The organism is Mesorhizobium sp. B2-3-2 (genome assembly GCF_006442295.1).
In the GTDB taxonomy this organism is placed as follows: Bacteria; Pseudomonadota; Alphaproteobacteria; order Rhizobiales; family Rhizobiaceae; genus Mesorhizobium.
The window spans coordinates 69,121-88,048 of the sequence record NZ_VFWA01000017.1; the positions used below are offsets into that span (position 1 = coordinate 69,121).

At 64.7% G+C, this 18,928-nt stretch carries 21 protein-coding genes; 12 read left to right on the forward strand and 9 right to left on the reverse strand.

What is annotated here, in order from left to right:
- Window positions 1–23: 23 nt before the first annotated feature.
- The 3 genes from argH (at window position 24) to lysA (ending at window position 3,104) form a co-directional block, all read left to right on the forward strand.
- Window positions 24–1,424 carry an argininosuccinate lyase gene (gene argH / locus FJ964_RS26515; protein ID WP_140553271.1) on the forward strand — a complete coding sequence of 467 codons (1,401 nt, stop codon included), beginning with the start codon at window positions 24–26 and terminating at the stop codon, window positions 1,422–1,424.
- 136 nt (window positions 1,425–1,560) lie between these two features.
- The gene (locus FJ964_RS26520) at window positions 1,561–1,767 is read left to right on the forward strand and encodes a lipoprotein (protein ID WP_140500798.1); all 207 of its coding nucleotides are present in this window, start codon (window positions 1,561–1,563) and stop codon (window positions 1,765–1,767) included.
- A 68-nt stretch (window positions 1,768–1,835) separates the two neighbouring features.
- Entirely contained in the window at window positions 1,836–3,104 is a 1,269-nt protein-coding gene (lysA, locus tag FJ964_RS26525; protein WP_140553273.1) for a diaminopimelate decarboxylase, read from the forward strand.
- Between the two features lie 18 nt (window positions 3,105–3,122).
- Here the strand turns inward: lysA and FJ964_RS26530 are convergent, their stop codons facing one another.
- A complete protein-coding gene (locus tag FJ964_RS26530; protein WP_140553274.1) occupies window positions 3,123–3,425 on the reverse strand; it encodes a metalloregulator ArsR/SmtB family transcription factor in 303 nt (100 codons plus the stop codon).
- 50 nt (window positions 3,426–3,475) lie between these two features.
- On the opposite strand from FJ964_RS26530, the gene FJ964_RS26535 reads away from it, so the two are divergent.
- From FJ964_RS26535 to FJ964_RS26545, 3 genes are all read left to right on the forward strand, one after another.
- The gene (locus tag FJ964_RS26535) at window positions 3,476–4,417 is read left to right on the forward strand and encodes a threonine/serine dehydratase (RefSeq protein WP_140553275.1); all 942 of its coding nucleotides are present in this window, start codon (window positions 3,476–3,478) and stop codon (window positions 4,415–4,417) included.
- A 118-nt stretch (window positions 4,418–4,535) separates the two neighbouring features.
- Window positions 4,536–7,130: a TIGR02302 family protein gene (locus FJ964_RS26540; protein WP_140553276.1), complete on the forward strand. Its 2,595-nt coding sequence runs from the start codon at window positions 4,536–4,538 to the stop codon at window positions 7,128–7,130.
- Window positions 7,131–7,179: 49 nt separating this feature from the next.
- Window positions 7,180–7,551, forward strand: coding sequence for a glyoxalase superfamily protein (locus tag FJ964_RS26545; RefSeq protein WP_140553278.1), 372 nt, complete (start codon window positions 7,180–7,182; stop codon window positions 7,549–7,551).
- On the opposite strand, the gene FJ964_RS26550 is transcribed toward FJ964_RS26545, so the two are convergent.
- Window positions 7,530–8,411: a LysR family transcriptional regulator gene (locus FJ964_RS26550; protein ID WP_140553280.1), complete on the reverse strand. Its 882-nt coding sequence runs from the start codon at window positions 8,409–8,411 to the stop codon at window positions 7,530–7,532. The genes FJ964_RS26545 and FJ964_RS26550 overlap by 22 nt on opposite strands.
- Before the next feature lie 222 nt (window positions 8,412–8,633).
- On the opposite strand from FJ964_RS26550, the gene FJ964_RS26555 reads away from it, so the two are divergent.
- Window positions 8,634–9,575, forward strand: a complete 942-nt coding sequence (locus tag FJ964_RS26555; protein ID WP_181172629.1) for a DMT family transporter — start codon at window positions 8,634–8,636, stop codon at window positions 9,573–9,575.
- On the opposite strand, the gene FJ964_RS26560 is transcribed toward FJ964_RS26555, so the two are convergent.
- The 3 genes from FJ964_RS26560 to FJ964_RS26570 all read right to left on the reverse strand — a co-directional run bounded on the left by FJ964_RS26560 (window position 9,576) and on the right by FJ964_RS26570 (window position 11,325).
- Window positions 9,576–9,947 (reverse strand): response regulator, encoded by a 372-nt coding sequence (locus tag FJ964_RS26560; protein ID WP_181172630.1) that lies wholly within the window; start codon window positions 9,945–9,947, stop codon window positions 9,576–9,578.
- A 109-nt stretch (window positions 9,948–10,056) separates the two neighbouring features.
- Complete coding sequence (hpt, locus tag FJ964_RS26565; protein ID WP_023677924.1) at window positions 10,057–10,599, reverse strand: hypoxanthine phosphoribosyltransferase; 543 nt, start codon at window positions 10,597–10,599, stop codon at window positions 10,057–10,059.
- 87 nt (window positions 10,600–10,686) lie between these two features.
- Window positions 10,687–11,325 carry a cadherin-like beta sandwich domain-containing protein gene (locus tag FJ964_RS26570; RefSeq protein ID WP_140553283.1) on the reverse strand — a complete coding sequence of 213 codons (639 nt, stop codon included), beginning with the start codon at window positions 11,323–11,325 and terminating at the stop codon, window positions 10,687–10,689.
- A gap of 296 nt (window positions 11,326–11,621) precedes the next feature.
- On the opposite strand from FJ964_RS26570, the gene ftsE reads away from it, so the two are divergent.
- The 3 genes from ftsE to FJ964_RS26585 all read left to right on the forward strand — a co-directional run bounded on the left by ftsE (window position 11,622) and on the right by FJ964_RS26585 (window position 14,073).
- A complete protein-coding gene (gene ftsE / locus FJ964_RS26575) occupies window positions 11,622–12,281 on the forward strand; it encodes a cell division ATP-binding protein FtsE (protein ID WP_027054078.1) in 660 nt (219 codons plus the stop codon).
- Window positions 12,274–13,260 (forward strand): ABC transporter permease, encoded by a 987-nt coding sequence (locus FJ964_RS26580; protein WP_140553285.1) that lies wholly within the window; start codon window positions 12,274–12,276, stop codon window positions 13,258–13,260. The genes ftsE and FJ964_RS26580 overlap by 8 nt, the downstream gene beginning before the upstream one ends.
- Before the next feature lie 99 nt (window positions 13,261–13,359).
- Window positions 13,360–14,073: a YdcF family protein gene (locus FJ964_RS26585; protein WP_140553287.1), complete on the forward strand. Its 714-nt coding sequence runs from the start codon at window positions 13,360–13,362 to the stop codon at window positions 14,071–14,073.
- 18 nt (window positions 14,074–14,091) lie between these two features.
- Here FJ964_RS26585 and FJ964_RS26590 read toward each other — a convergent pair whose 3' ends face one another.
- Both FJ964_RS26590 and FJ964_RS26595 read right to left on the reverse strand, forming a co-directional pair.
- Window positions 14,092–14,718, reverse strand: a complete 627-nt coding sequence (locus FJ964_RS26590; RefSeq protein WP_140553289.1) for a pyridoxamine 5'-phosphate oxidase family protein — start codon at window positions 14,716–14,718, stop codon at window positions 14,092–14,094.
- A gap of 25 nt (window positions 14,719–14,743) precedes the next feature.
- Window positions 14,744–15,214, reverse strand: a complete 471-nt coding sequence (locus tag FJ964_RS26595; protein WP_140553291.1) for a DUF1348 family protein — start codon at window positions 15,212–15,214, stop codon at window positions 14,744–14,746.
- Between the two features lie 113 nt (window positions 15,215–15,327).
- Between FJ964_RS26595 and FJ964_RS26600 the strand changes: the two genes are divergently transcribed.
- Window positions 15,328–16,230: a LysR family transcriptional regulator gene (locus FJ964_RS26600; protein ID WP_140553293.1), complete on the forward strand. Its 903-nt coding sequence runs from the start codon at window positions 15,328–15,330 to the stop codon at window positions 16,228–16,230.
- Window positions 16,231–16,352: 122 nt separating this feature from the next.
- Complete coding sequence (locus FJ964_RS26605; protein WP_140500784.1) at window positions 16,353–17,141, forward strand: 1-acyl-sn-glycerol-3-phosphate acyltransferase; 789 nt, start codon at window positions 16,353–16,355, stop codon at window positions 17,139–17,141.
- Between the two features lie 38 nt (window positions 17,142–17,179).
- Here the strand turns inward: FJ964_RS26605 and FJ964_RS26610 are convergent, their stop codons facing one another.
- Window positions 17,180–17,806, reverse strand: coding sequence for a LysE family transporter (locus tag FJ964_RS26610; RefSeq protein ID WP_140553295.1), 627 nt, complete (start codon window positions 17,804–17,806; stop codon window positions 17,180–17,182).
- An 86-nt stretch (window positions 17,807–17,892) separates the two neighbouring features.
- A complete protein-coding gene (locus FJ964_RS26615; RefSeq protein ID WP_140553296.1) occupies window positions 17,893–18,840 on the reverse strand; it encodes an aldo/keto reductase in 948 nt (315 codons plus the stop codon).
- Window positions 18,841–18,928: the final 88 nt, after the last annotated feature.

Sequence of the window (18,928 nt, forward strand, 5' to 3'; positions counted from 1 at the left end):
TCCGAAGCACGGGTTTTATAGCCATGAGCGACAAGAAGACCAGCAACCAGATGTGGGGCGGACGATTTGCCTCGGGTCCGGCCGCGATCATGGAAGCTATCAACGCGTCGATCTCGTTCGACCGCAAACTCTATGCGCAGGACATCAGAGGTTCGATCGCCCATAGCGCGATGCTGGCGCAAACGCGCATTATTTCGGCGGCCGATCAAGAAAAAATCGCTCACGGCCTGAACACGATCCTGAAAGAGATCGAGACGGGCACGTTTGAATTCTCGACCAGGCTGGAAGACATCCACATGAATGTCGAGGCCCGTCTCGCCGAGCTGATCGGTCCGGCCGCCGGCCGGCTGCACACGGCCCGCTCTCGCAACGACCAGGTTGCAGTGGATCTCCGGCTCTGGGTCAAGGACGAGTGCTTTCGCGTCGCCGAGGCCTTGAAAGGCCTGATCGGTGCGTTGCTGGAGCGGGCCGAGCAGCACGCCGCGACGGTGATGCCGGGCTTCACCCATATGCAGGCGGCGCAGCCGGTGACCTTCGGCCACCATTGCATGGCCTATGTCGAGATGTTTTCGCGCGACCTGTCGCGGGTGCGCGACGCCATCGAACGCATGGACGAAAGCCCGCTGGGTGCGGCCGCCCTTGCCGGCACCAGCTTTCCGATCGACCGCCACCAGACCGCCACGGCGCTCGGCTTCCGCGAACCGATGCGCAATTCGCTGGACAGCGTCTCGGACCGCGATTTCGCGCTGGAATTCCTTGGACTGGCGGCGATATGCGCCACGCATCTGTCGCGGCTGGCGGAAGAAATCATCATCTGGTCGACGCCGCAATTCGGCTTCATCAGGCTGTCGGACAGCTTCTCCACCGGCTCCTCCATCATGCCGCAGAAGAAGAACCCCGACGCCGCCGAATTGGTGCGCGGCAAGACCGGCCGCGTCACCGGCCATCTGGTCGGCCTGCTGACGGTGATGAAGGGCATGCCTTTGACCTATGGCAAGGACATGCAGGAAGACAAGGAATCGGTGTTCGATGCCGCCGAGACGCTCGACCTGATGCTGGCGGCGATGACCGGCATGGTCTCCGACATGACGGTGAACGCGGCGGCGATGAAGAAGGCCGCCGGCTCCGGCCACGCGACCGCGACCGACCTTGCCGACTGGCTGGTGCGCACGCTCGGCCTGCCGTTCCGCGAGGCGCATCATGTCACGGGACGGGCGGTGGCGCTGGCCGAAGAGAAGAAGCTGAGCCTGGAGAAGCTTGCGCTGGAAGACTTGCAGTCGATCCATCCCGGCATCACGAAGGACATTTTTTCGGTGCTGGCCGTGCAGAACTCGGTGAAGAGCCGCACCTCCTTCGGCGGCACCGCACCGTCCGAAGTCAGGAAGCAGATCCGCTACTGGAAAAAGCGGCTGGCCAAGGCGTGACGCCGGATATTGCCGTTGCAATATCCCGGATATTGCGACCGGCAATATCCCGGATATCAACGGCAATATCCAGGGTGCAATGCGCCGAGAACTCGGCTAAAAGCAGCGGCGGAAAAAGTTTCGGACGGATGGATCGATGACCGGAAGCAGGATTTTGGTGACACTGACGCTGCTTGCGGCGGTTGCCGCCGTTACGGCTTGCGGCAGAAGGTCCGGTCTCGACACGCCTTACGAGGCGGCCGTGCAGGCACGCAAGGACGCCGAGAAGGCCCACCAACCTGTGCCGCCGGAGCCGGAAAAACCGGTCGCGGACAAGAAGTTCATTCTCGACCCGCTGCTCTAGAGCCGGTGAGAGCGGTTTAGAGTGCTAAAACCGCTCCTACCCTGCTCCAACTTTTCGGAACCACTCTCGTGAATCATTTCGACTACCGCGACGGCGTGCTTCATGCCGAGGACGTGGCGATAACGGATATCGCCGCAACCGTCGGCACGCCGTTCTACTGCTATTCGACGGCCACGCTGACCAGGCACTACCGCGTCTTCGCCCAGGCCTTTTCCGGGCTCGACACGCTGGTCTGCTACGCCATGAAGGCGAATTCCAATCAGGCGGTGCTGAGGACCTTGGCCAGGCTCGGCGCCGGAGCCGACGTGGTGTCGGAAGGCGAGTTGCGGCGCGCGCTGGCAGCCGGCATCCCGGCCGACAAGATCCTGTTCTCCGGCGTCGGCAAGACCGCGCGTGAAATGGACTTTGCGCTGGCGGCCGGCATCCTGTGCTTCAACGTCGAATCCGAGCCCGAACTCGAACTGCTCTCGTCGCGCGCCGTTGCCCTGGGCAAGGTGGCGCCGGTCTCGCTGCGCATCAATCCGGATGTCGACGCCAGGACGCACAAGAAGATCTCGACAGGCAAAGCCGAGAACAAGTTCGGCATCCCATGGCAGAAGGCGCGTCAGGTCTATGCGCGCGCGGCTGAATTGCCGGGCATCAAGGTCACCGGCATCGACACCCATATCGGCAGCCAGATCACCGAGCTGCAACCCTTCGACGATGCCTTCGCGCTTTTGGTGGAACTGGTCGGCGCGCTGCGCGCCGACGGCCATGCGATCGAGCATGTCGATCTCGGCGGCGGTCTCGGCATTCCCTACCGCGTCGACAACAACCCGCCACCGCTCCCCGACGCCTATGCGCAGATCGTCCGCAAGCACGTCACCAAGCTCGGCTTGAAGGTGATGTTCGAGCCGGGCCGGCTGATCGTTGGCAATGCCGGTATCCTCGTCTCGCAAGTGATCTTCGCGAAAGAAGGCGATGCCAAGAATTTCCTCGTCGTGGACGCCGCCATGAACGACCTGATCCGGCCGACGCTCTACGACGCTTTTCACGACGTAAGACCGGCGGTGCTGCCGCCCGCCGACGCGCCGCGCATGACGGTCGATATCGTCGGCCCGGTCTGCGAGACCGGCGACTATCTCGGCCTCGACCGCGACCTGCCAAGGCTCAAGTCCGGCGACCTGGTCGCCATCGCCACCGCTGGCGCCTATGGCGCGGTGCAGGCCGGCACCTACAACACCCGCCTGCTGGTACCGGAGGTGCTGGTCGACGGCGATCGTTTCCACGTCGTGCGCCCGCGCCAGACCTATGACGAGCTGATCGGCCTGGATTCGATGCCCGACTGGCTTGCATAGAAGCCGCCGACGGCGGCCCTATAGCCGCTTCTGGATGAGCGCTCTTGTCTCGGCGATCTTGTCCTCGTCGCGGCGGTAGAAGGTCCATTGCTTGATGCGCTTGGTCCGTAACAGCCCTGCCTGGGTGAGCACACGCATGTGCTCGCTGAGCGTCGCCTGCGTAATGCCGAGCTTTTCAGCGATCAGCAGTGCACAGACGCCGTCCTCGACCAGATCGCCATCCGCCTGGGCCGGGAAATGCGCGCGCGGATCCTTCAGCCAATCGAGGATTCGTAGCCTTCGTTCGTTGGCGATCGCCTTGAACACATCAACCTCTTGCATTTAGCCATTTTGCCAAGTTACTGATTACTGTCAATCCCAAGGAGATGGCCATGACCAACGGCAGCACCATAACGCGCGAACGCATCGCCGCGATGGAACCGCGCATCCGTCCCTATGTTCGCCACACGCCGGTGCTGCGCGTCGACATGGCCGATTTCGACCGGCCGCCGCTGGCGCTCGACCTCAAACTCGAATGCCTGCAGCATTCCGGTTCGTTCAAAGCGCGCGGCGCGTTCACCAATCTTCTCGAGCGGCAGGTCCCCGAGGCCGGTGTCGTCGCCGCCTCGGGCGGCAATCATGGCGCGGCGGTGGCGTATTCCGCCATGCGGCTCGGCCACAGGGCGACCATCTTCGTTCCGGAGGTGAGCCCGCCGGCCAAGCTGGAGCGCATCCGCGGCTACGGCGCCGAACTGGTCGTCGGCGGCGCCCGCTATGCCGAGGCGCTGGCCGCCAGCGAACGTTTCGCCGAGCAAACCGGCGCCTTGCAGATCCACGCTTTCAACCAGGAGGAAACGCTTATCGGGCAAGGCACGCTCGGACTGGAAATCGAGAACGACCTGCCTCAGATCGATACTTTGCTGGTCGCCGTCGGCGGCGGCGGCCTGATCGGTGGCATCGCCGCCTGGTTCGCCGGCCGTATCCGCATCGTCGCCGTCGAACCGGAGGGCGCGCCGACACTCTATCGCGCCCTCGAGGCCGGCCATCCGGTCGATGCGCCGGCCGAGGGCATCGCCGCCGATTCCCTGGCGCCCAAACGTGTCGGCGAGATGATGTTCCCGATCGCCGAGGCCTTCGTGGAACGCTCCATCCTGGTCAGCGACGACGACATCGTCGCCGCCCAGAAGGCGCTGTGGGACCGGGTGCGGATCATCTCGGAACCCGGTGGCGCCGCGGCTTTCGGCGCCATCCTGTCTGGCCGCTATGCGCCGGCACCCGGCGAACGGGTCGCCGTCCTGGTCTGCGGCGCGAACGCAAATCCGGCGAAATTCTGATCGCTGCGCCTTTCTCTCGCTCACGTTTTTCAGGAACTGCCTCGCCTTCGCCGCGTTTGCTGGGTATTCTTCGAGTCGTGAGGTTCGGGCCATCCCGCCCGCTCCCGTGGAAGGGCCGATGACGGAACGACCGATCTTCAGCAGCGATCGCGGTCTCGCCGGGCGCCTGGCGCTCAGCCGGCTGGCGACGCGGGTGTCGATGATGGTCGAACGGGGCTGGCCGCTCCTGCTGCCGCTTCTCGTCGTCGCCAGCCTGTTTCTCAGCATTTCCTGGCTAGGGCTCTTCCCGCGCCTGCCCGATGCGGCGCGCATCGGGCTGGTCGCCGCCTTCGGCGTCGCGACACTGGCTGCGCTCTACCCGCTACGCTTTTTTCGCATGCCGGGCGGCGCCGAGATCGACCGCCGGATCGAGGCGGCCAACCATTTGCTGCACCACCCCGTCCAGACCCAGACGGACCGGCCGAGCGGCCGCGAAAGCAGCTTCTCGCAGGCGCTGTGGCGCGAGCACCAGAAGCGCATGGCCGACAGGCTCGACAGCCTCGGTGCCGACGTGCCGCGCACGCGCGTGCCGGAACGCGATCCCTGGGGATTGCGCGCCGTGGCGGCGCTTCTGCTCGTCACCGCCTTCGCTTTTTCCTTCGGACCGACCGGTGGCCGGGTAGCCGACGCGTTCAGCGCCCGGGACGCGCATGACGCCGTGCCGCCGCGCATCGATGCATGGGTGACGCCGCCCGCTTATACCGGCAAGCCCCCGATCTTCCTGACCGCGGATGCCAACCAGGCGGCGCCGGCCTTCCACGTTCCCGAAGGCAGCGACGTTTCGCTGCGCGTCACAGGCGGCACGGGCGAGGAGACACTTGCCTATGCCGACAAGAATGGCAATGCCCGCGCCATCGATCCCGCCGACCCGCAGGCCGCTGCGGCCAAGCCGGCGGCAAGCCCGGCAGCGCAGTCCAAAGTGCGTCAGTTCATCGGCAAGCTGACGAGCGATGGCACGCTGACGCTGAAGTCGGGCGAGGACGAACTCGGCCGTTGGGCCTTCGCGGTGATCCCGGACAAGCCGCCGCAGATCCGTTTCGTCGGCGAGCCGAAGCGCGCTGTCAACGGCGCTTTCGAGCTCAACTACCAGATCGACGACGATTATGGCGCCGCCAACGCCAAGGCCGTGTTCGCGCTCGCCGATCCGCAGGTGCCCGATGCGCGTCCGCTCTACGGTCCGCCCGACATGCCGCTGACGCTGCCGCGCCGCGGCGGCAAGGCGAATGCCGCCCGGACCTCGAAGGACCTGACCGAGCACGTCTGGGCTGGCGCCGAGATCAAGTTGACGCTGGTCGCCACCGACGATGCCGGGCATACGGCGAGCAGCGAAACCAAGACATTGGTGATGCCGGAGCGGCCGTTCTCCAATCCACTGGCGCGGGCCGTTATCGAGCAGCGCCGCCTGCTGGCGCTCGACGCCAACGCCAAGCCGCGCGTGCTCGACCTGATGGATGCGATCACGCTGCGGCCCGAGGACACGTTCGACAACATGTCCCACTACCTCGCCATCATGAGCGCGCGCAGCCGGTTGAAGATGGCCGACAGCGACGACCAGTTGCGCAACGAAGTCTCCTATCTCTGGGAAATCGCGCTCGGCATCGAGGAGGGCAATCTCTCGGCTGCCGAGAAGCGGCTGCGCCAGGCGCAGCAGGCTTTGCAGGACGCTATCAAGAACGGCGCCAGCGACGCGGAGATCGAAAAGGCGATGAAGGAACTGCGCGAGGCGATGAACCAGTTCCTGCAGGAATTCGCCGAGCGCGCCAAGCAGAATCCCAACGCCCCGCAGATGCAGCAGAACGGCCAGGAACTGCGCCAGAGCGACATCGACCGCATGATGGACCAGATCGAGAACCTGGCGAAGTCCGGCGATCGCGACAAGGCGCAGCAATTGCTGTCGCAGCTGCAGGACATGATGAACAACCTCCAGGCCGGCCGCCAGCAGCAGGGTGGCCAGCAGGACAGCCAGATGCGCCAGCAGATGGACAAGCTCGGCGACATCCTGCGGCGCCAGCAGGAGATGATGAACGACACCTTCCGCATGGACCAGATGCAACGCGGCGAGCGCCAGCGCGGCCAGAACCGCGATGAACAGCTCGGCGAAGGCGGCGGCGAGGATCAGGACAGGCCGGGCGCAGGCGAGAACCGCGATCCGCTCGCCGGGCAAAAGCCGATGACGCCGCAGGAATTCGCCGACGCGCTGAAGCAGTTGCAGGAAGGCCAAGGCCAGCTGAAGAACGACCTCGAGCAGTTGAAGAAGGGGCTCGAGGGGATGGGCATGGAGCCCAATGAAGGCTTCGGCGAGGCCGGCAAATCAATGGGCAATGCCGAGCAGGCCCTGGGCGATGGTGAAGGTGATCAGGCCGTTGGCCACCAGGGCCGCGCGCTGGAGGCGCTGCGCAAGGGCGCCAAGGACATGATGAAGCAGATGCAGGCGATGCAGGGCGACGAAGGCGGCAGCGAGGAAGGCGGTCGCCAGCAGAACGCCGATCGCGATCCGCTCGGCCGGCCGCGCGCCAGCCAGGGTCCCGATTTCGGCGATTCGGTGAAGGTGCCGGACGAGATCGACGTGCAGCGCGCCCGCCAGATCCTGGAAGCGATCCGCAAACGGCTCGGCAATGCGCTCAGCCCCGACATCGAGCGCAGCTATCTGGAACGGCTGCTGGAACTGAAATAGGGATCGCCGCCGCGGCATCGGTCTGTAATTCGGGAGCGGCTGCAACATCATGCCCAAACTCGGCACAGTGACGCCCATCCTGCGCATCTTCGACATTGCCAAGGCCCATGAGTTTTACGTGGGCTTCCTCGGCTTCGAGGTGCTGTGGGAGCACCGCTTCGACGACAACGCGCCGCTTTACATGGCGGTCGGCCGTGACGGCTGCGTCCTGCATCTGAGCGAACACCATGGCGACGGCGCGCCCGGCATCGCCATGCGTATCAAGGTCGAGGACATCGCCGCCCTGCATCGCGAACTGATCGGCAAAGCATACCGTTTCGCCAGGCCGGGCCTGGAAGAGACGCCGTGGAAGACCCGCGAGGTGTCGGTTGCCGATCCGTTCGGCAACCGGCTGCATTTCTACGAGGATGCGGCCGGCTGACTCTGCCTGTTGACGAACGCCTCGCGGATCGCCTCTTGCATGCCGTCGATCGCCTCGCCCGACGCATTCGGGTTGCGATGCATCACCACATTCGAGGAATCGATGTCACCGAAACCGTCGGCCGACGTCAACTCCCGGCAGCCGTCCGGAATGTTGCTGCGCGAAATCGGTGCGATCGCCAGACCCGAGGTCACGGCAAGCTTCAGGCCGCCGGTCGTGTCGCTGGTGTAGGCGACACGATAGCCAAGCCCGCGCTGCTCGAGCGATTTGATGGCGAAATCCTTGCACCAGCCGGCCCGGTTATAGAGCGCGATCGGCACCGGACGCTCCTCATGCATGTTATGCAGGATCGATGTCACCCACACCGTCGGATCGTGCATCAGCACTTCGCCGCCTGAAGGATCCTGCCATTCGAACACCACGCAAAGATCGAGTTCGCCGGCGGCAAGCGCCGCTATCTGCGCCCCCGAATGGGCATAGCGCACGGTGACCTCTACCTTGGTGTGACGCTTCGAGAACGCTCCGAGCGCGCGCGACAGGATGGCATGGCCGTATTCCTCCGGAATGCCGATCCGCACCGGCCCGCCGAGCGGCGCCGCCGCCATCGACGCTGCAGTCTCGTCGAGCAGCGAGACGATGCGGCGGGCATTGACAATCAGCTCGCCGCCGCGCCGCGTCAGCGCCACGCCGCGCGACCCGCGCTCGAACAGGCTGTCGCCGATGACGCTTTCGAGCTTCTTCATCTGCATCGAAACCGCCGATTGGGTGCGACCGGCCTGCTCGGCCGCCTTGGTGAAATTGCCTGCTTCGACAATGGCCACGAAGGTGCGCAGGAGATCGCTGTCGAGGGTGGGCCGCATCCCGTCCGCCATAAGGAATTTTGATTGCTGGTATCATTCCAATTCGTTTGCAACATGTCAAACACGGGATGATAGTTGCTTCACCCATTGGATATGTGGCTGAGGATTCGGCCACGGACCAATCAAGAGTCCTCACTCATGCCCGCTGCCCGAAACGGTGGCGGGTTCTTTTTAGCTTGCTGCAAGCTTGCTTGCGTCCTGGTACGGGAGCTTGGGATCCTCATGCGCAATCGGATGGTGCTCGGCATGCTGAGCCTGTGCCTGGGCGTGTTGGTCTTCTCGCTGCAAGACCCGCTCGTCAAGGCGGTGTCGGGCGGCTACCCCGTGACCGAGGTGATGGCCATCCGCGCGATCGTCGCCCTGCCGATCCTGATTGTCCTCGTCCATGCCGATGTCGGGCTGCGTGCGATCCTGTCGCGGCGGTTCGGCATGCTGACCATGCGCGCCTTCATCCAGTTCACCTCCTACACCATGTACTACCTCGCCATCGCCGCCCTGCCCCTGGCCGATGCCGTGGCGCTCTATTTCATGGCCCCGCTGTGCATCATGGTGCTGGCCGGGCCCTATCTTGGCGAACGGGTCTCCTGGCAGACGCTGGCGACCGTGTTGATCGGGCTGCTTGGCGTCGTCGTGATGCTGCGCCCGGGTGCGGGACTGTTCGACTGGGCGGCGCTGCTGTCGCTGGGCTCCGCGGTGCTCTACGGCTTCTCGCAACTGATGGCGCGCAAGATCGGCGACACCGAATCCTCGACCGTGATGGCCTTCTACCAGAACGGTGCCTATCTCGCCGGTGCGGCACTGGTCGCAAGCCTGTTCTGGCTTGCCGGCATCAATCATGCGGCCCATCCCAGCCTGGAATTCCTGGTGCGCCCCTGGCTGTGGCCGACAATGCCGGATTTCCTCAAGATGGCCGCCTGCGGCTTCGTCGCTTCCGCCGGCATGATCTTGCTGTCGCAAGCCTACCGGATGGCGCCGGCAAACCGCGTCGCCACCTTCGAATACACCGGCATCCTGTGGTCGCCGCTGTGGGGTTTTCTGTTCTTCGCCGAAGTGCCGCGGTCGACAACCGTGATCGGCGCCGCCCTTATCATCGGAGCTGGCCTCTTGGCGCTCAACACCGAACGGCGCAAGCCCCCCGTGCTCGTCGCTGCCGATCCTGCCTGATCAGGCGAAAATGCTCAGCGCACGTTCGACGCGTGAACGGATTTCGGCCAGCGTGAACGGCTTCTGCACGACGTCGAGGATGATGCCGTTCAACTCCTCGGCGCGCTCGCGCTGATCGGCATAGCCGGTCATCAGCAGGATCTTCATCGACGGGAAACGTGCCGAAGCTGCAATCGCCATCTCGATGCCGTCCATCTCGGGCATGCGGATGTCGGAGACGACGAGATCATAGCCGCCCTTCGCGGCGCGTATCAGCGCCAGCCCTTGCGCGCCGTCGGCGGCGATGTCGATTGCGTGCCCGGCGCGTTCGAGCGCCCGGGCTGCGAGGGTGCGGACGGACTCATCGTCCTCGACGATCAGAAGCTTTGCCATGGCCGGCATGTTTGGCGAGCAAACGTTGACTTTTTCTGAAGGGCCCGGCGCTCCGGCATGGGTTATTTTCTTGAAGCCGTTAAGGCCTTTTTCAGTATTTGCCGCTGCCTCACGCATCGCCTTTGACGACGCCGACGAACGGCAGTTCGCGGAAGGCGTGCGCGACATCCATGCCGTAGCCGACGACGAAATAATCCGGGCAGTCGAAGCCGACATAATCGGCATTGAGGGTGGTCTGGCGGCGCATGCGCTTGTCGAGCAGCACCGCGATGGCGCAGCTTCTGGCGCCGCGTGACAGCATCAGGTCGCGGGTGAAGCTCAGCGTCTTGCCCGACTCCAGAATGTCGTCGATCAGAAGCACGTCGCGGCCGGCGACCTCGTTGTCGATGTCGCGCAGCACCCTTACCTCGCCGCTTGTGGTGCCCGCGCCGTAGCTGGAGATGAAGATGAACTCAACCTCTGGCGACAGGCCGACATCATGCATGGCGCGGATAAGGTCTGCGGCGAAGATGAACGAGCCCTTCAGCACCGAGATCACCAGAAGATCGTGATAGTCGTGCCCGGCGATCTCCTTGGCGAGTTCGAGATTGCGCCGGGCGATGGCCGACGCCGAAAACAGGACCTCGATGTCCTTGCCGCGCACAACTGGCATGCTTCGTCCCTTCAAGACTTTAAGGCCTTCGCGCACCGGAAGCGCTGACATCAGCCGTTTGCGGGCCGGCCTCACCTGTCGCACATGCTATTCCGCGAAGGTGACCGACACCGTCCTTACGCCGTTTCTAGGCACGTCGAGCCGGCTGGCAAAGCCGAATCTTTCACTTGGCGCCAATGAGCGGCTGGATGTCCCCAAAGTATAGCGCGTTGTGCGCCCGTCATTGCCGGTGACGCGGATCTCGAGCGGCGGCAGCGTCGCCGGATTCGCACCGTCATTGGCGGCCTCGCCATCGACGAACAGCACGGCTCCGGACGCGTCCACGCGTGACGTGACCCCTGAAATGCTCAATGCCGATGCCGGTCCGCCCGCGAGGAGCGGCGCCTGGCGCACCAGTGCATGGCCGCCGGAGACCCAGAAAGCAGCGAAGGCGGCGCCGATGCCGGCGATCCAGAAGATCGGCCCAGCGCGCGGCGCCGGTGGCCGCTCCGCCGGCGGCTCGGGTTTGCGCAGCATGTCCATGCCTTCGAGGGATGGCATGGACATGACACGCAGCGGCGGCGAAATAGCTTCGGCACGGGGCGCGGCGCGTGGCACCACCACATAGTCGGCATCGACGATATCCGCCGCGCCGGCGCGCAGGACATGCTCCGGCGCGGCATTTGCCGGCGGATCGGTCATGATTTCGCCGGAAACCGGGCGCGCGGTTCGATCCTCAGCCATCATGGCCCCAGCATTGCTGCACGTTCGCTTTTCGTTTCTTTTGCGTAAAGGGAAATGGTTAACGCTTCCCCACCGGAGTCCTCGTGACGAGCCGAAACAACCCACCGATTAACCGCCGGTTAACCATGCCGGCCGATGGTCTTTTCCCAGGCCGGCTCGCCGCCGACGGATTCCGATTTCAGGTCAAATCGACCTGAAATCTGAATCCGCCTCCGAATTAGAGTGATAGAGCATGATGTCGCCCGAAAACCGTCTCACACTTTTCGGCATCACGCTCTAGGAATTTCAGGTCGCCGAAATTGATTCGCTTCGAAAATGTCGGCCTCCGCTATGGCATGGGTCCGGAAATCCTCCGCGACATCTCCCTGCACATACCGGAGCGCTCCTTCCAGTTCCTGAGCGGGCCTTCGGGTGCCGGCAAGACGACATTGCTGCGCCTTCTGTTCATGTCGCTGAAGCCGACGCGCGGGCTGATCACCATCTTCGGCAAGGACCGCTCCCGCATCTCGCGCACCGAACTGCCGCATCTCAGGCGCCGCATCGGCGTGGTGTTCCAGGATTTCCGCCTGCTCGACCACATGACCACCTATGAGAATGTCGCGTTGCCCTTGCGCGTGCGCGGGCGCGAGGAAACGAGCTACCGCACCGACGTGACCGAGCTGTTGAAATGGGTCGGGCTCGGCGAACGCATGCATGTGCTGCCGCCGGTCCTGTCGGGCGGCGAGAAGCAGCGGGCCGCGATCGCCCGCGCCCTGATCGAGCAGCCGGAGATCCTGCTGGCCGACGAGCCGACCGGCAATGTCGATCCGCCGCTGGCGCGACGCCTGCTCAGGCTCTTCATCGAACTCAACCGCCTGGGCACCGCCGTGGTGATCGCGACCCACGATCTCGGCCTGATGGAGCAGGTCGATGCGCGCCGCATGATCCTGGCCGGCGGGAGGCTTGACATCTATGACTGAGCTTTCCGCCGAACACCTCGACGCACAGGCCGACGAAGCGGCCGCGCCGAGGCCGCGCGTCCAGCGCAAGATGGCGCCCATCGTGCCGGCGCAGAACATCGCCGGCCGCGCCCTCGTGCTGGTCATCGCCATCATGACCTTCCTTTCCTGCCTGACCTTCGGCGCGGTTACGCTGGTGCGCGACACCGCCTCGGTCTGGGAAAACCAGATCTCGCGCGAGGCGACGATCCAGATCAAGCCGGTCGACGGCCTCGACATGGAGGCAGCCCTGGCCCAGGCCTCGCAGATCGCCGGCGAATTCCCCGGCGTGAAGGCGACAAGGATCATCGACCGCGACGCCACCGCCAGATTGCTGGAGCCATGGCTGGGTTCGGGCCTCAACATCGACGAACTGCCGGTGCCGCGGCTGATCATCGTCACCATCGACGAGAACAACCCGCCCGATTTCGCCGCCATGCGCGCCGCGATCACGCCGAAGCTGCCGAGCGCATCGCTTGACGATCACCGCACCTGGGTGGACCGGTTGGTGGCCATGGCCCGCACCACGGTGACCATCGGTATCGCGGTGCTGGCGCTGATGCTCTCGGCGACGGTGCTGACAGTGGTGTTCGCCACGCGCGGCGCCATGGCCGGCAACGGCCACATCATCGAGGTACTCCATTTCGTCGGCGCCGAAGCGCGTTTCATCGCCCGCGAGTTCCGCCGCCATTTCCTGATCACCGGCATGAAGGGCGCGGCCGCCGGCGGAGCCGCCGCGGTCGCCGTCTTCATCGTCTTTTCCTGGTGGTCCTCGCGCAACATGGCGACCCCGCAGGCCGACCAGGCGACTGCGCTATTCGGCAACTTCGCCATCGGCTCGGCCGGCTATCTCGGTGTCGTGCTGATGGTGCTGGTCATCGGCGCGCTGACGGCCGCAACCTCGCACGCCACCGTCGTCGCCTATCTCAGCGACATCGACGTCCGCCAGCCTGAAGCATGACGACGTCGAATAACCAGGATCGATCACGTATGAAGAACTGCCGTAACGCAAATTGCAATTTTTTCCTACCAAAGGCCGCATTTCGGGATTAACCATGCCATGATGGAGGTGCGGGACTCGACCAGTACCGTTGGACCGATGCCGGCGTTGGCGGCGCGTCCGCATGGACGCGACCGGGTTTCGGCCGTGCTGCGCGTTTCTTCTTTCGCGTTGCTTACCCTGGTCGCCCTATTTGCCGGCGGCTTCGGCTGGTTCGCCAACACTGTCAGTCATCTGACCACCCCTGCCAACCCGGCCAGGGCCGACGCGATCATCGTGTTGACCGGCGGCCAATCGCGCCTCGATGCGGCGATGGAGCTGCTGGCGTCGGGCAAGGGCGCGCGGCTTTTGATCAGCGGTGTGCATCCCTCCGCCAGCCGACGTCAGCTTCAGGCCGCGACCGGCGGCGACAGCAGGCTGTTTTCCTGCTGCGTCGACATCGACCGCGCCGCGCTCGACACGATCGGCAATGCCGAGGAAAGCGCCAAATGGGTCGAGAGCCATGCCTATGGCACGGTGATCCTCGTCACCAACAATTACCACATGCCGCGCAGCCTGCTCGAAATGGGCCGGCTGCTGCACAAGGCCAAGCTCGAACCCTATCCGGTGGTCAACAGCAATCTCGACAATGGCGGCTGGCTGACCAAGCCGCGGGCACTGCGCGTTCTGTTCACCGAATACAACAAATATCTGCTGGCATTGGCGCGCGGCATCGTTCCGGTGAAGCCGACGCCGGACGGCATCGCGTTGGCCGAGATCGCCGCCGGCAGCTGAACCTGCCTCGGCACCTCATCATTTGGTGACGACCGGCGCCTGCCGCAGGCGAGCGACTTCCTGTTCGAGCCGTTCGATCCGCCTGTCCCGTTCGGCCAGCGCCGCCGCCACATCGGCGGCCTCGAAACGCTGCGGAATGTGCCGCGGACAATTGGCATCCCAGGTCGCCACGGTGAACAGGATGACCTGTTCGGGCCGTGCCGCATAATCCCGCGGCATCAGCCTCGCCATCAGTTCGGCGTTGCCTTCCACCACGCGCGCGCTGCCCCAGATCTTGACGCGCCGGCGATGGGCATAGTCGATGAGGAACAGGAAGGCCTGCGGATTGTCGGCGAGATTGCCCTGGGTGATGAACTGTCTGTTGCCGGCGAAATCGGCGAAGCCGATCGTCTTTTCATCGAGCACCTTGAGGAAGCCGGCCGGCCCGCCGCGATGCTGGATATAGGGCTGGCCAACACCGTTGGCCGTCGACAGGAAGACGCTGGTCTGCATCTCGATGAAGGCGGCAAGGTCCGATGTAATCCCCGATTGCCAACCACCGCGCTCCTCGACCCGGGAATAGGCCTGGCGCGAGCCCTTGCGGGCCTGGATCGCCTTAACAGTCGGTGTGAAAGCGACGTCGCTGGTGAAAGCATGCGCGCCCATCGATAGCCTTTCTTGCCCGGAAGGGTTAAAGCCCGAGTTCCGACAGCGACGGATGGTCGTCCGGCCGCCGGCCGAGCGGCCAGTGGTATTTACGGTCGGCAGCGCCGATCGGCAGGTCGTTGATGCTGGCGATGCGCAGCCGCATCAGCCCATGTTCGTCGAATTCCCAGTTCTCATTGCCATAGCTGCGGAACCAGGAGCCGCTGTCGTCATGCCACTCATAGGCGAAACGCACGGCGATACGGTTGGCATGGAAAGCCCAGACCTCCTTGATCAGCCGGTAGTCGAGTTCCCGGCTCCATTTGCGCGTCAGGAAAGCCTGGATGGCATCGCGCCCTTGCAGGAACTCGGCACGGTTGCGCCAGCGACTGTCTGCCGTATAGGCAAGCGCGACACGGGCTGGATCGCGCGAGTTCCAGGCATCCTCGGCCATGCGCGCCTTCTGCGCGGCGGTTTCCGCGGTGAATGGCGGCAGCGGCGGGCGGTCTTGCGACATGACAATTCCTTTCTCGACCCAGGCCGTCAGCGTCACGGCCAATATGGAGGCTTCCATCAAGCAGATGTAGATGCCATATTTGTAATCTATCCTTCCAATTTCCGGAAGAAACCATGGACCGGCTCGAAGCCATGTCGCTTTTTGTCGCCGCGGCGGAGGCCGGCAGCCTGTCTGCCGCCGCGCGCCGTTTTCGCATTCCGCTGGCGACGGTCAGCCGCAAGGTTTCCGACCTGGAACGGCATCTCAAGACCCGCCTTCTGAACCGCTCGACGCGCCGGCTTACGCTGACCGATGCCGGCCAGGCCTATCTGGCCGCCTGCCGTCGCATCCTGGGCGAGGTCGGCGAGGCCGAGCGCATGGCGGCCGGCGAATACAGCGCCCCGACGGGCGAACTGGCCATCACCGCGCCGGTCGTATTCGGCCGCCTGCACGTGCTGCCGGTCGTGACCGGCTTCCTCGCCGCCTATCCCGACGTGGACATCCGCCTGACGCTGGCCGACCGCATAACCCAACTGGTCGAGGACCATTTCGACCTCGCCATCCGCATCGGCCGGCTTCCCGACTCCAGTTTTGTCGCCATGCGGATCGGTACGATCCGCCATGTCGTTTGCGCGAGCCCCGGCTATCTGGCCGAACGCGGCGCCCCGACGACGCTTGCGGACCTCGAGGCCCACAGCTGCATCACCTTCGAAGGGCCGGGCGCGCTCTCGACATGGAGCTTTACCGCCGGCAAGACCGAGATGCCGGTTCGGATCCGCTCGCGGCTCCAGGTCAACACCGCCGAAGCGGCCATCGATGCCGCGCTCGCCGGCGTCGGGCTGACGAGGGTGCTGTCCTACCAGATCGACGCGGCGGTGCGGTCAGGCGCGCTGCGCGTGCTGCTGCGGGAGTTCGAACCGGAACCCTGGCCGGTAAGCCTGGTGCACGCAGGCCACGGCCTGCTGCCGGTCAAGCTGCGCGCATTTCTCGATTTCGCCGCCCCGCGCCTGAAAGAAAGACTGGCGCGGCTGATGTAGCGCGGCTGGACCTTCAGGCGAAGCCGAAACGCTTTTCGACGCCATTCGGGGCATCTTCGGCCATTTCCTTTTTGCGCCCGCTTGGTGTAACCAACGCACACCTCTTTACCGGGCCTCCCCCAATGCTCCAAGTCCGATCGCTGGCGTTCAACTTCGTCTTCTACGTCAATCTGATCGTCCAGATGATCCTCTGGACTCCCTATTATTTCCTGTCGCCGCGCCATCGCGCCTGGTTCGTGCCGAAGTTCTGGTCGCGCACCTCGATGTGGCTCTACGACAAGATCGCCGGGACGAAGAGCGACATCACCGGGCTGGAAAATCTGCCCGAAGGCTCTTTCATCCTGGCGCCCAAGCACCAGTCCTTCTGGGACGCGATCGCCTTCTTCCCCTATCTCCAGGATCCGCTCTACATCCTGAAGCGCGAGCTGACCTGGATTCCGTTCTTTGGCTGGTACATCCTGAAAATGCGCATGATCCCGGTTGACCGTGGCAGCCGCTCAAAGGCGCTGAAGGCGGTGGTTGCGGCGACAAAGGAAGAAATCGCGCGCAACCCGCGCCAGCTCATCATCTATCCCGAAGGCACCCGCCGCGCGCCCGGCGACGAACCCGCCTACAAATACGGCATCGTCGAAATCTATGCACAGCTCGGCATTCCCGTGGTGCCGGTCGCCCATGTTGCCGGCCTCTATTGGCCGCGCCGCAAGTTCCTGCGCTATCCCGGCACCATCAAGGCGCGCTTCCTGCCGCCGATCCCGCCGGGCCTGGACAAGGAGGAATTCATGCGGCGGCTGATCGGGGAAACCGAAACCGCCTGCGACCAGTTCCTCATCGACGCGTCCCGCGCGCCCAATCCGCCCGCCTTGCCGCCGACGGCAGTGAAGCGGCTGCGGGAACTCGGCGCCAAAGCCTGAAGTGCGGCCATCGGCGCCGACGGCCGCTCGCGCAACGTTCAAGCGAACACGGCCAGTGCGGTCGTCAGCACCAGCGTCGCGGCAAAGACCAGATTGATGATGCGCGAGGCCACCGGCCTGCGCAGGAAGCGCGCGAAAGCGGCGCCCGCAAGCAGCCACACGGCATGGATGGCGACGATCATGAACGCGAGGGCCGCCAGTTTCGGCGCGGTGCCGATGTCGCCGGCGCCCCAATCAACAGACGCGCCGGCGAACACCGCGCCGATGGCCACATAGGCCTTGGGGTTGGCCACCGCCAGCAGGAAGCCGCCAGCGAATGTCGGGCGCGCGGCCTCTCCTGCATGCGCCGCCAGGGGCGGCGCGGTGGCGATCTTGAACGCGAGATAGAGGATATAGGCAGCCGACGCAGCGACGAGCAGCGGCGCGAGCCGCGGCATCGCGGCAAGCATAGCGCTCACCCCGCTTGCCACGACCAGAAGCACGGCGATCGTGCCCAGGATCACCCCTGAGGCGTAGCTCAGGGAATGGCGCAGGCCGAAAGCCGCGCCGACGGCGGTAACGCTTATCGTCGCCGGTCCCGGGCTGCCCATGACGACCATGGCGGCAAGCATCAGCGCAGCGAACTGAGGCCACAGATCCGGCTGCGAAAAAAACGAGCCGGCCATCCGCGCCTCCTGTCTTGCCAAGCGTCAATGACGGTATGGCAAGGTCGGGGAGATCGTCTTGGACGATCGTGCGCGCTGTTGGCGGCTCAGCCGCTCGCCTTGTCAAGCTCGGCCATGTCGTCGGCGTTCAGCTCCAGCGACGCCGCCTTGATCAGGCTGTCCATCTGTTCAGGCTTGGTGGCGCTGGCGATCGGCGCGGTGACGCCCGGCCGGGCGATGACCCAGGCAAGCGCCACTTCCGCCTGTTTGGCCGAATGCCTGGCAGACACCGCGTCGAGTGCCGCGAGGATGCGCATCCCGCGCGCATTGAGGTAGTCCTTCACCCCGCCGCCGCGCTCGCTTTTGCCGAGATCCGCCTCGCTGCGATATTTGCCGCTCAAGAAACCCTTGGCCAGGCTGAAATAAGTGATGACGCCGATATCCTCGGCCATGCAGAGATCGCGCAGCGGGCCATCGAACGACGAGCGGTCGTAGAGATTGTATTCCGGCTGCAGCACCTCGTAGCGGGGCAGGCTGCGCAGGCTCGCCACGTCCAGTGCGGCGCGTAGCTGGGCGGCGTCTAGGTTGGAGCAGCCGGCGTAGCGGATCTTGCCCTTGGCGAGCAGCTTCTCATAGGCGCCGAGGGTTTCCTCATAGGGCGTGGTCGGATCCGGCCAGTGCGACAGATAAAGATCGATGAATTCGGTCTGAAGCCGCTTCAGCGATGCATCGACGGCCTTTTCGATGTAAGCGGCGGACAGGTCCTTGTGGCCCTGTCCCATGTCCGAGCCGACTTTGGTGATCACCACGACCTTATCACGGTTGCCGCGGTCCTTCATCCATTTGCCGATGATGGTTTCCGATTCGCCGCCCTGATGGCCGGGCACCCAGCGCGAATAGGCGTCCGCTGTGTCGACCGCGTTCAGGCCAGCGCCGACGAAGCGGTCGAGCAGGTCGAACGACGTCTTCTCGTCGGCGGTCCAGCCGAAGACATTGCCGCCCAGAACCAGGGGCGCGATGGAAAGGTCGGTGCGACCGAGACGGCGTTTCTGCAAGGCTGATCTCCGTGGGTGGGATTGGGCGGCTGCCGCCCATTGCGGGTTCGAGGCCTAAGCTAGGTCTTGCCGCATCGAGGTCAAAGGC

Coding starts and splice junctions, on each gene's coding strand:
- FJ964_RS26530 (WP_140553274.1), bottom strand. CDS start 3,425: ATGCAAGAGGTTGATGTGTTCAAGGCGATCGCCAACGAACGAAGGCTA.
- FJ964_RS26610 (WP_140553295.1), bottom strand. CDS start 17,806: ATGGCCGGCTCGTTTTTTTCGCAGCCGGATCTGTGGCCTCAGTTCGCT.
- FJ964_RS26545 (WP_140553278.1), top strand. CDS start 7,180: ATGCCCAAACTCGGCACAGTGACGCCCATCCTGCGCATCTTCGACATT.
- FJ964_RS26555 (WP_181172629.1), top strand. CDS start 8,634: ATGCGCAATCGGATGGTGCTCGGCATGCTGAGCCTGTGCCTGGGCGTG.
- FJ964_RS26570 (WP_140553283.1), bottom strand. CDS start 11,325: ATGATGGCTGAGGATCGAACCGCGCGCCCGGTTTCCGGCGAAATCATG.
- hpt (WP_023677924.1), bottom strand. CDS start 10,599: ATGCCAGTTGTGCGCGGCAAGGACATCGAGGTCCTGTTTTCGGCGTCG.
- FJ964_RS26560 (WP_181172630.1), bottom strand. CDS start 9,947: ATGGCAAAGCTTCTGATCGTCGAGGACGATGAGTCCGTCCGCACCCTC.
- FJ964_RS26600 (WP_140553293.1), top strand. CDS start 15,328: ATGGACCGGCTCGAAGCCATGTCGCTTTTTGTCGCCGCGGCGGAGGCC.
- FJ964_RS26605 (WP_140500784.1), top strand. CDS start 16,353: ATGCTCCAAGTCCGATCGCTGGCGTTCAACTTCGTCTTCTACGTCAAT.
- FJ964_RS26580 (WP_140553285.1), top strand. CDS start 12,274: ATGACTGAGCTTTCCGCCGAACACCTCGACGCACAGGCCGACGAAGCG.
- FJ964_RS26535 (WP_140553275.1), top strand. CDS start 3,476: ATGACCAACGGCAGCACCATAACGCGCGAACGCATCGCCGCGATGGAA.
- FJ964_RS26595 (WP_140553291.1), bottom strand. CDS start 15,214: ATGTCGCAAGACCGCCCGCCGCTGCCGCCATTCACCGCGGAAACCGCC.
- FJ964_RS26585 (WP_140553287.1), top strand. CDS start 13,360: ATGATGGAGGTGCGGGACTCGACCAGTACCGTTGGACCGATGCCGGCG.
- FJ964_RS26520 (WP_140500798.1), top strand. CDS start 1,561: ATGACCGGAAGCAGGATTTTGGTGACACTGACGCTGCTTGCGGCGGTT.
- FJ964_RS26590 (WP_140553289.1), bottom strand. CDS start 14,718: ATGGGCGCGCATGCTTTCACCAGCGACGTCGCTTTCACACCGACTGTT.
- argH (WP_140553271.1), top strand. CDS start 24: ATGAGCGACAAGAAGACCAGCAACCAGATGTGGGGCGGACGATTTGCC.
- FJ964_RS26550 (WP_140553280.1), bottom strand. CDS start 8,411: ATGCGGCCCACCCTCGACAGCGATCTCCTGCGCACCTTCGTGGCCATT.
- FJ964_RS26540 (WP_140553276.1), top strand. CDS start 4,536: ATGACGGAACGACCGATCTTCAGCAGCGATCGCGGTCTCGCCGGGCGC.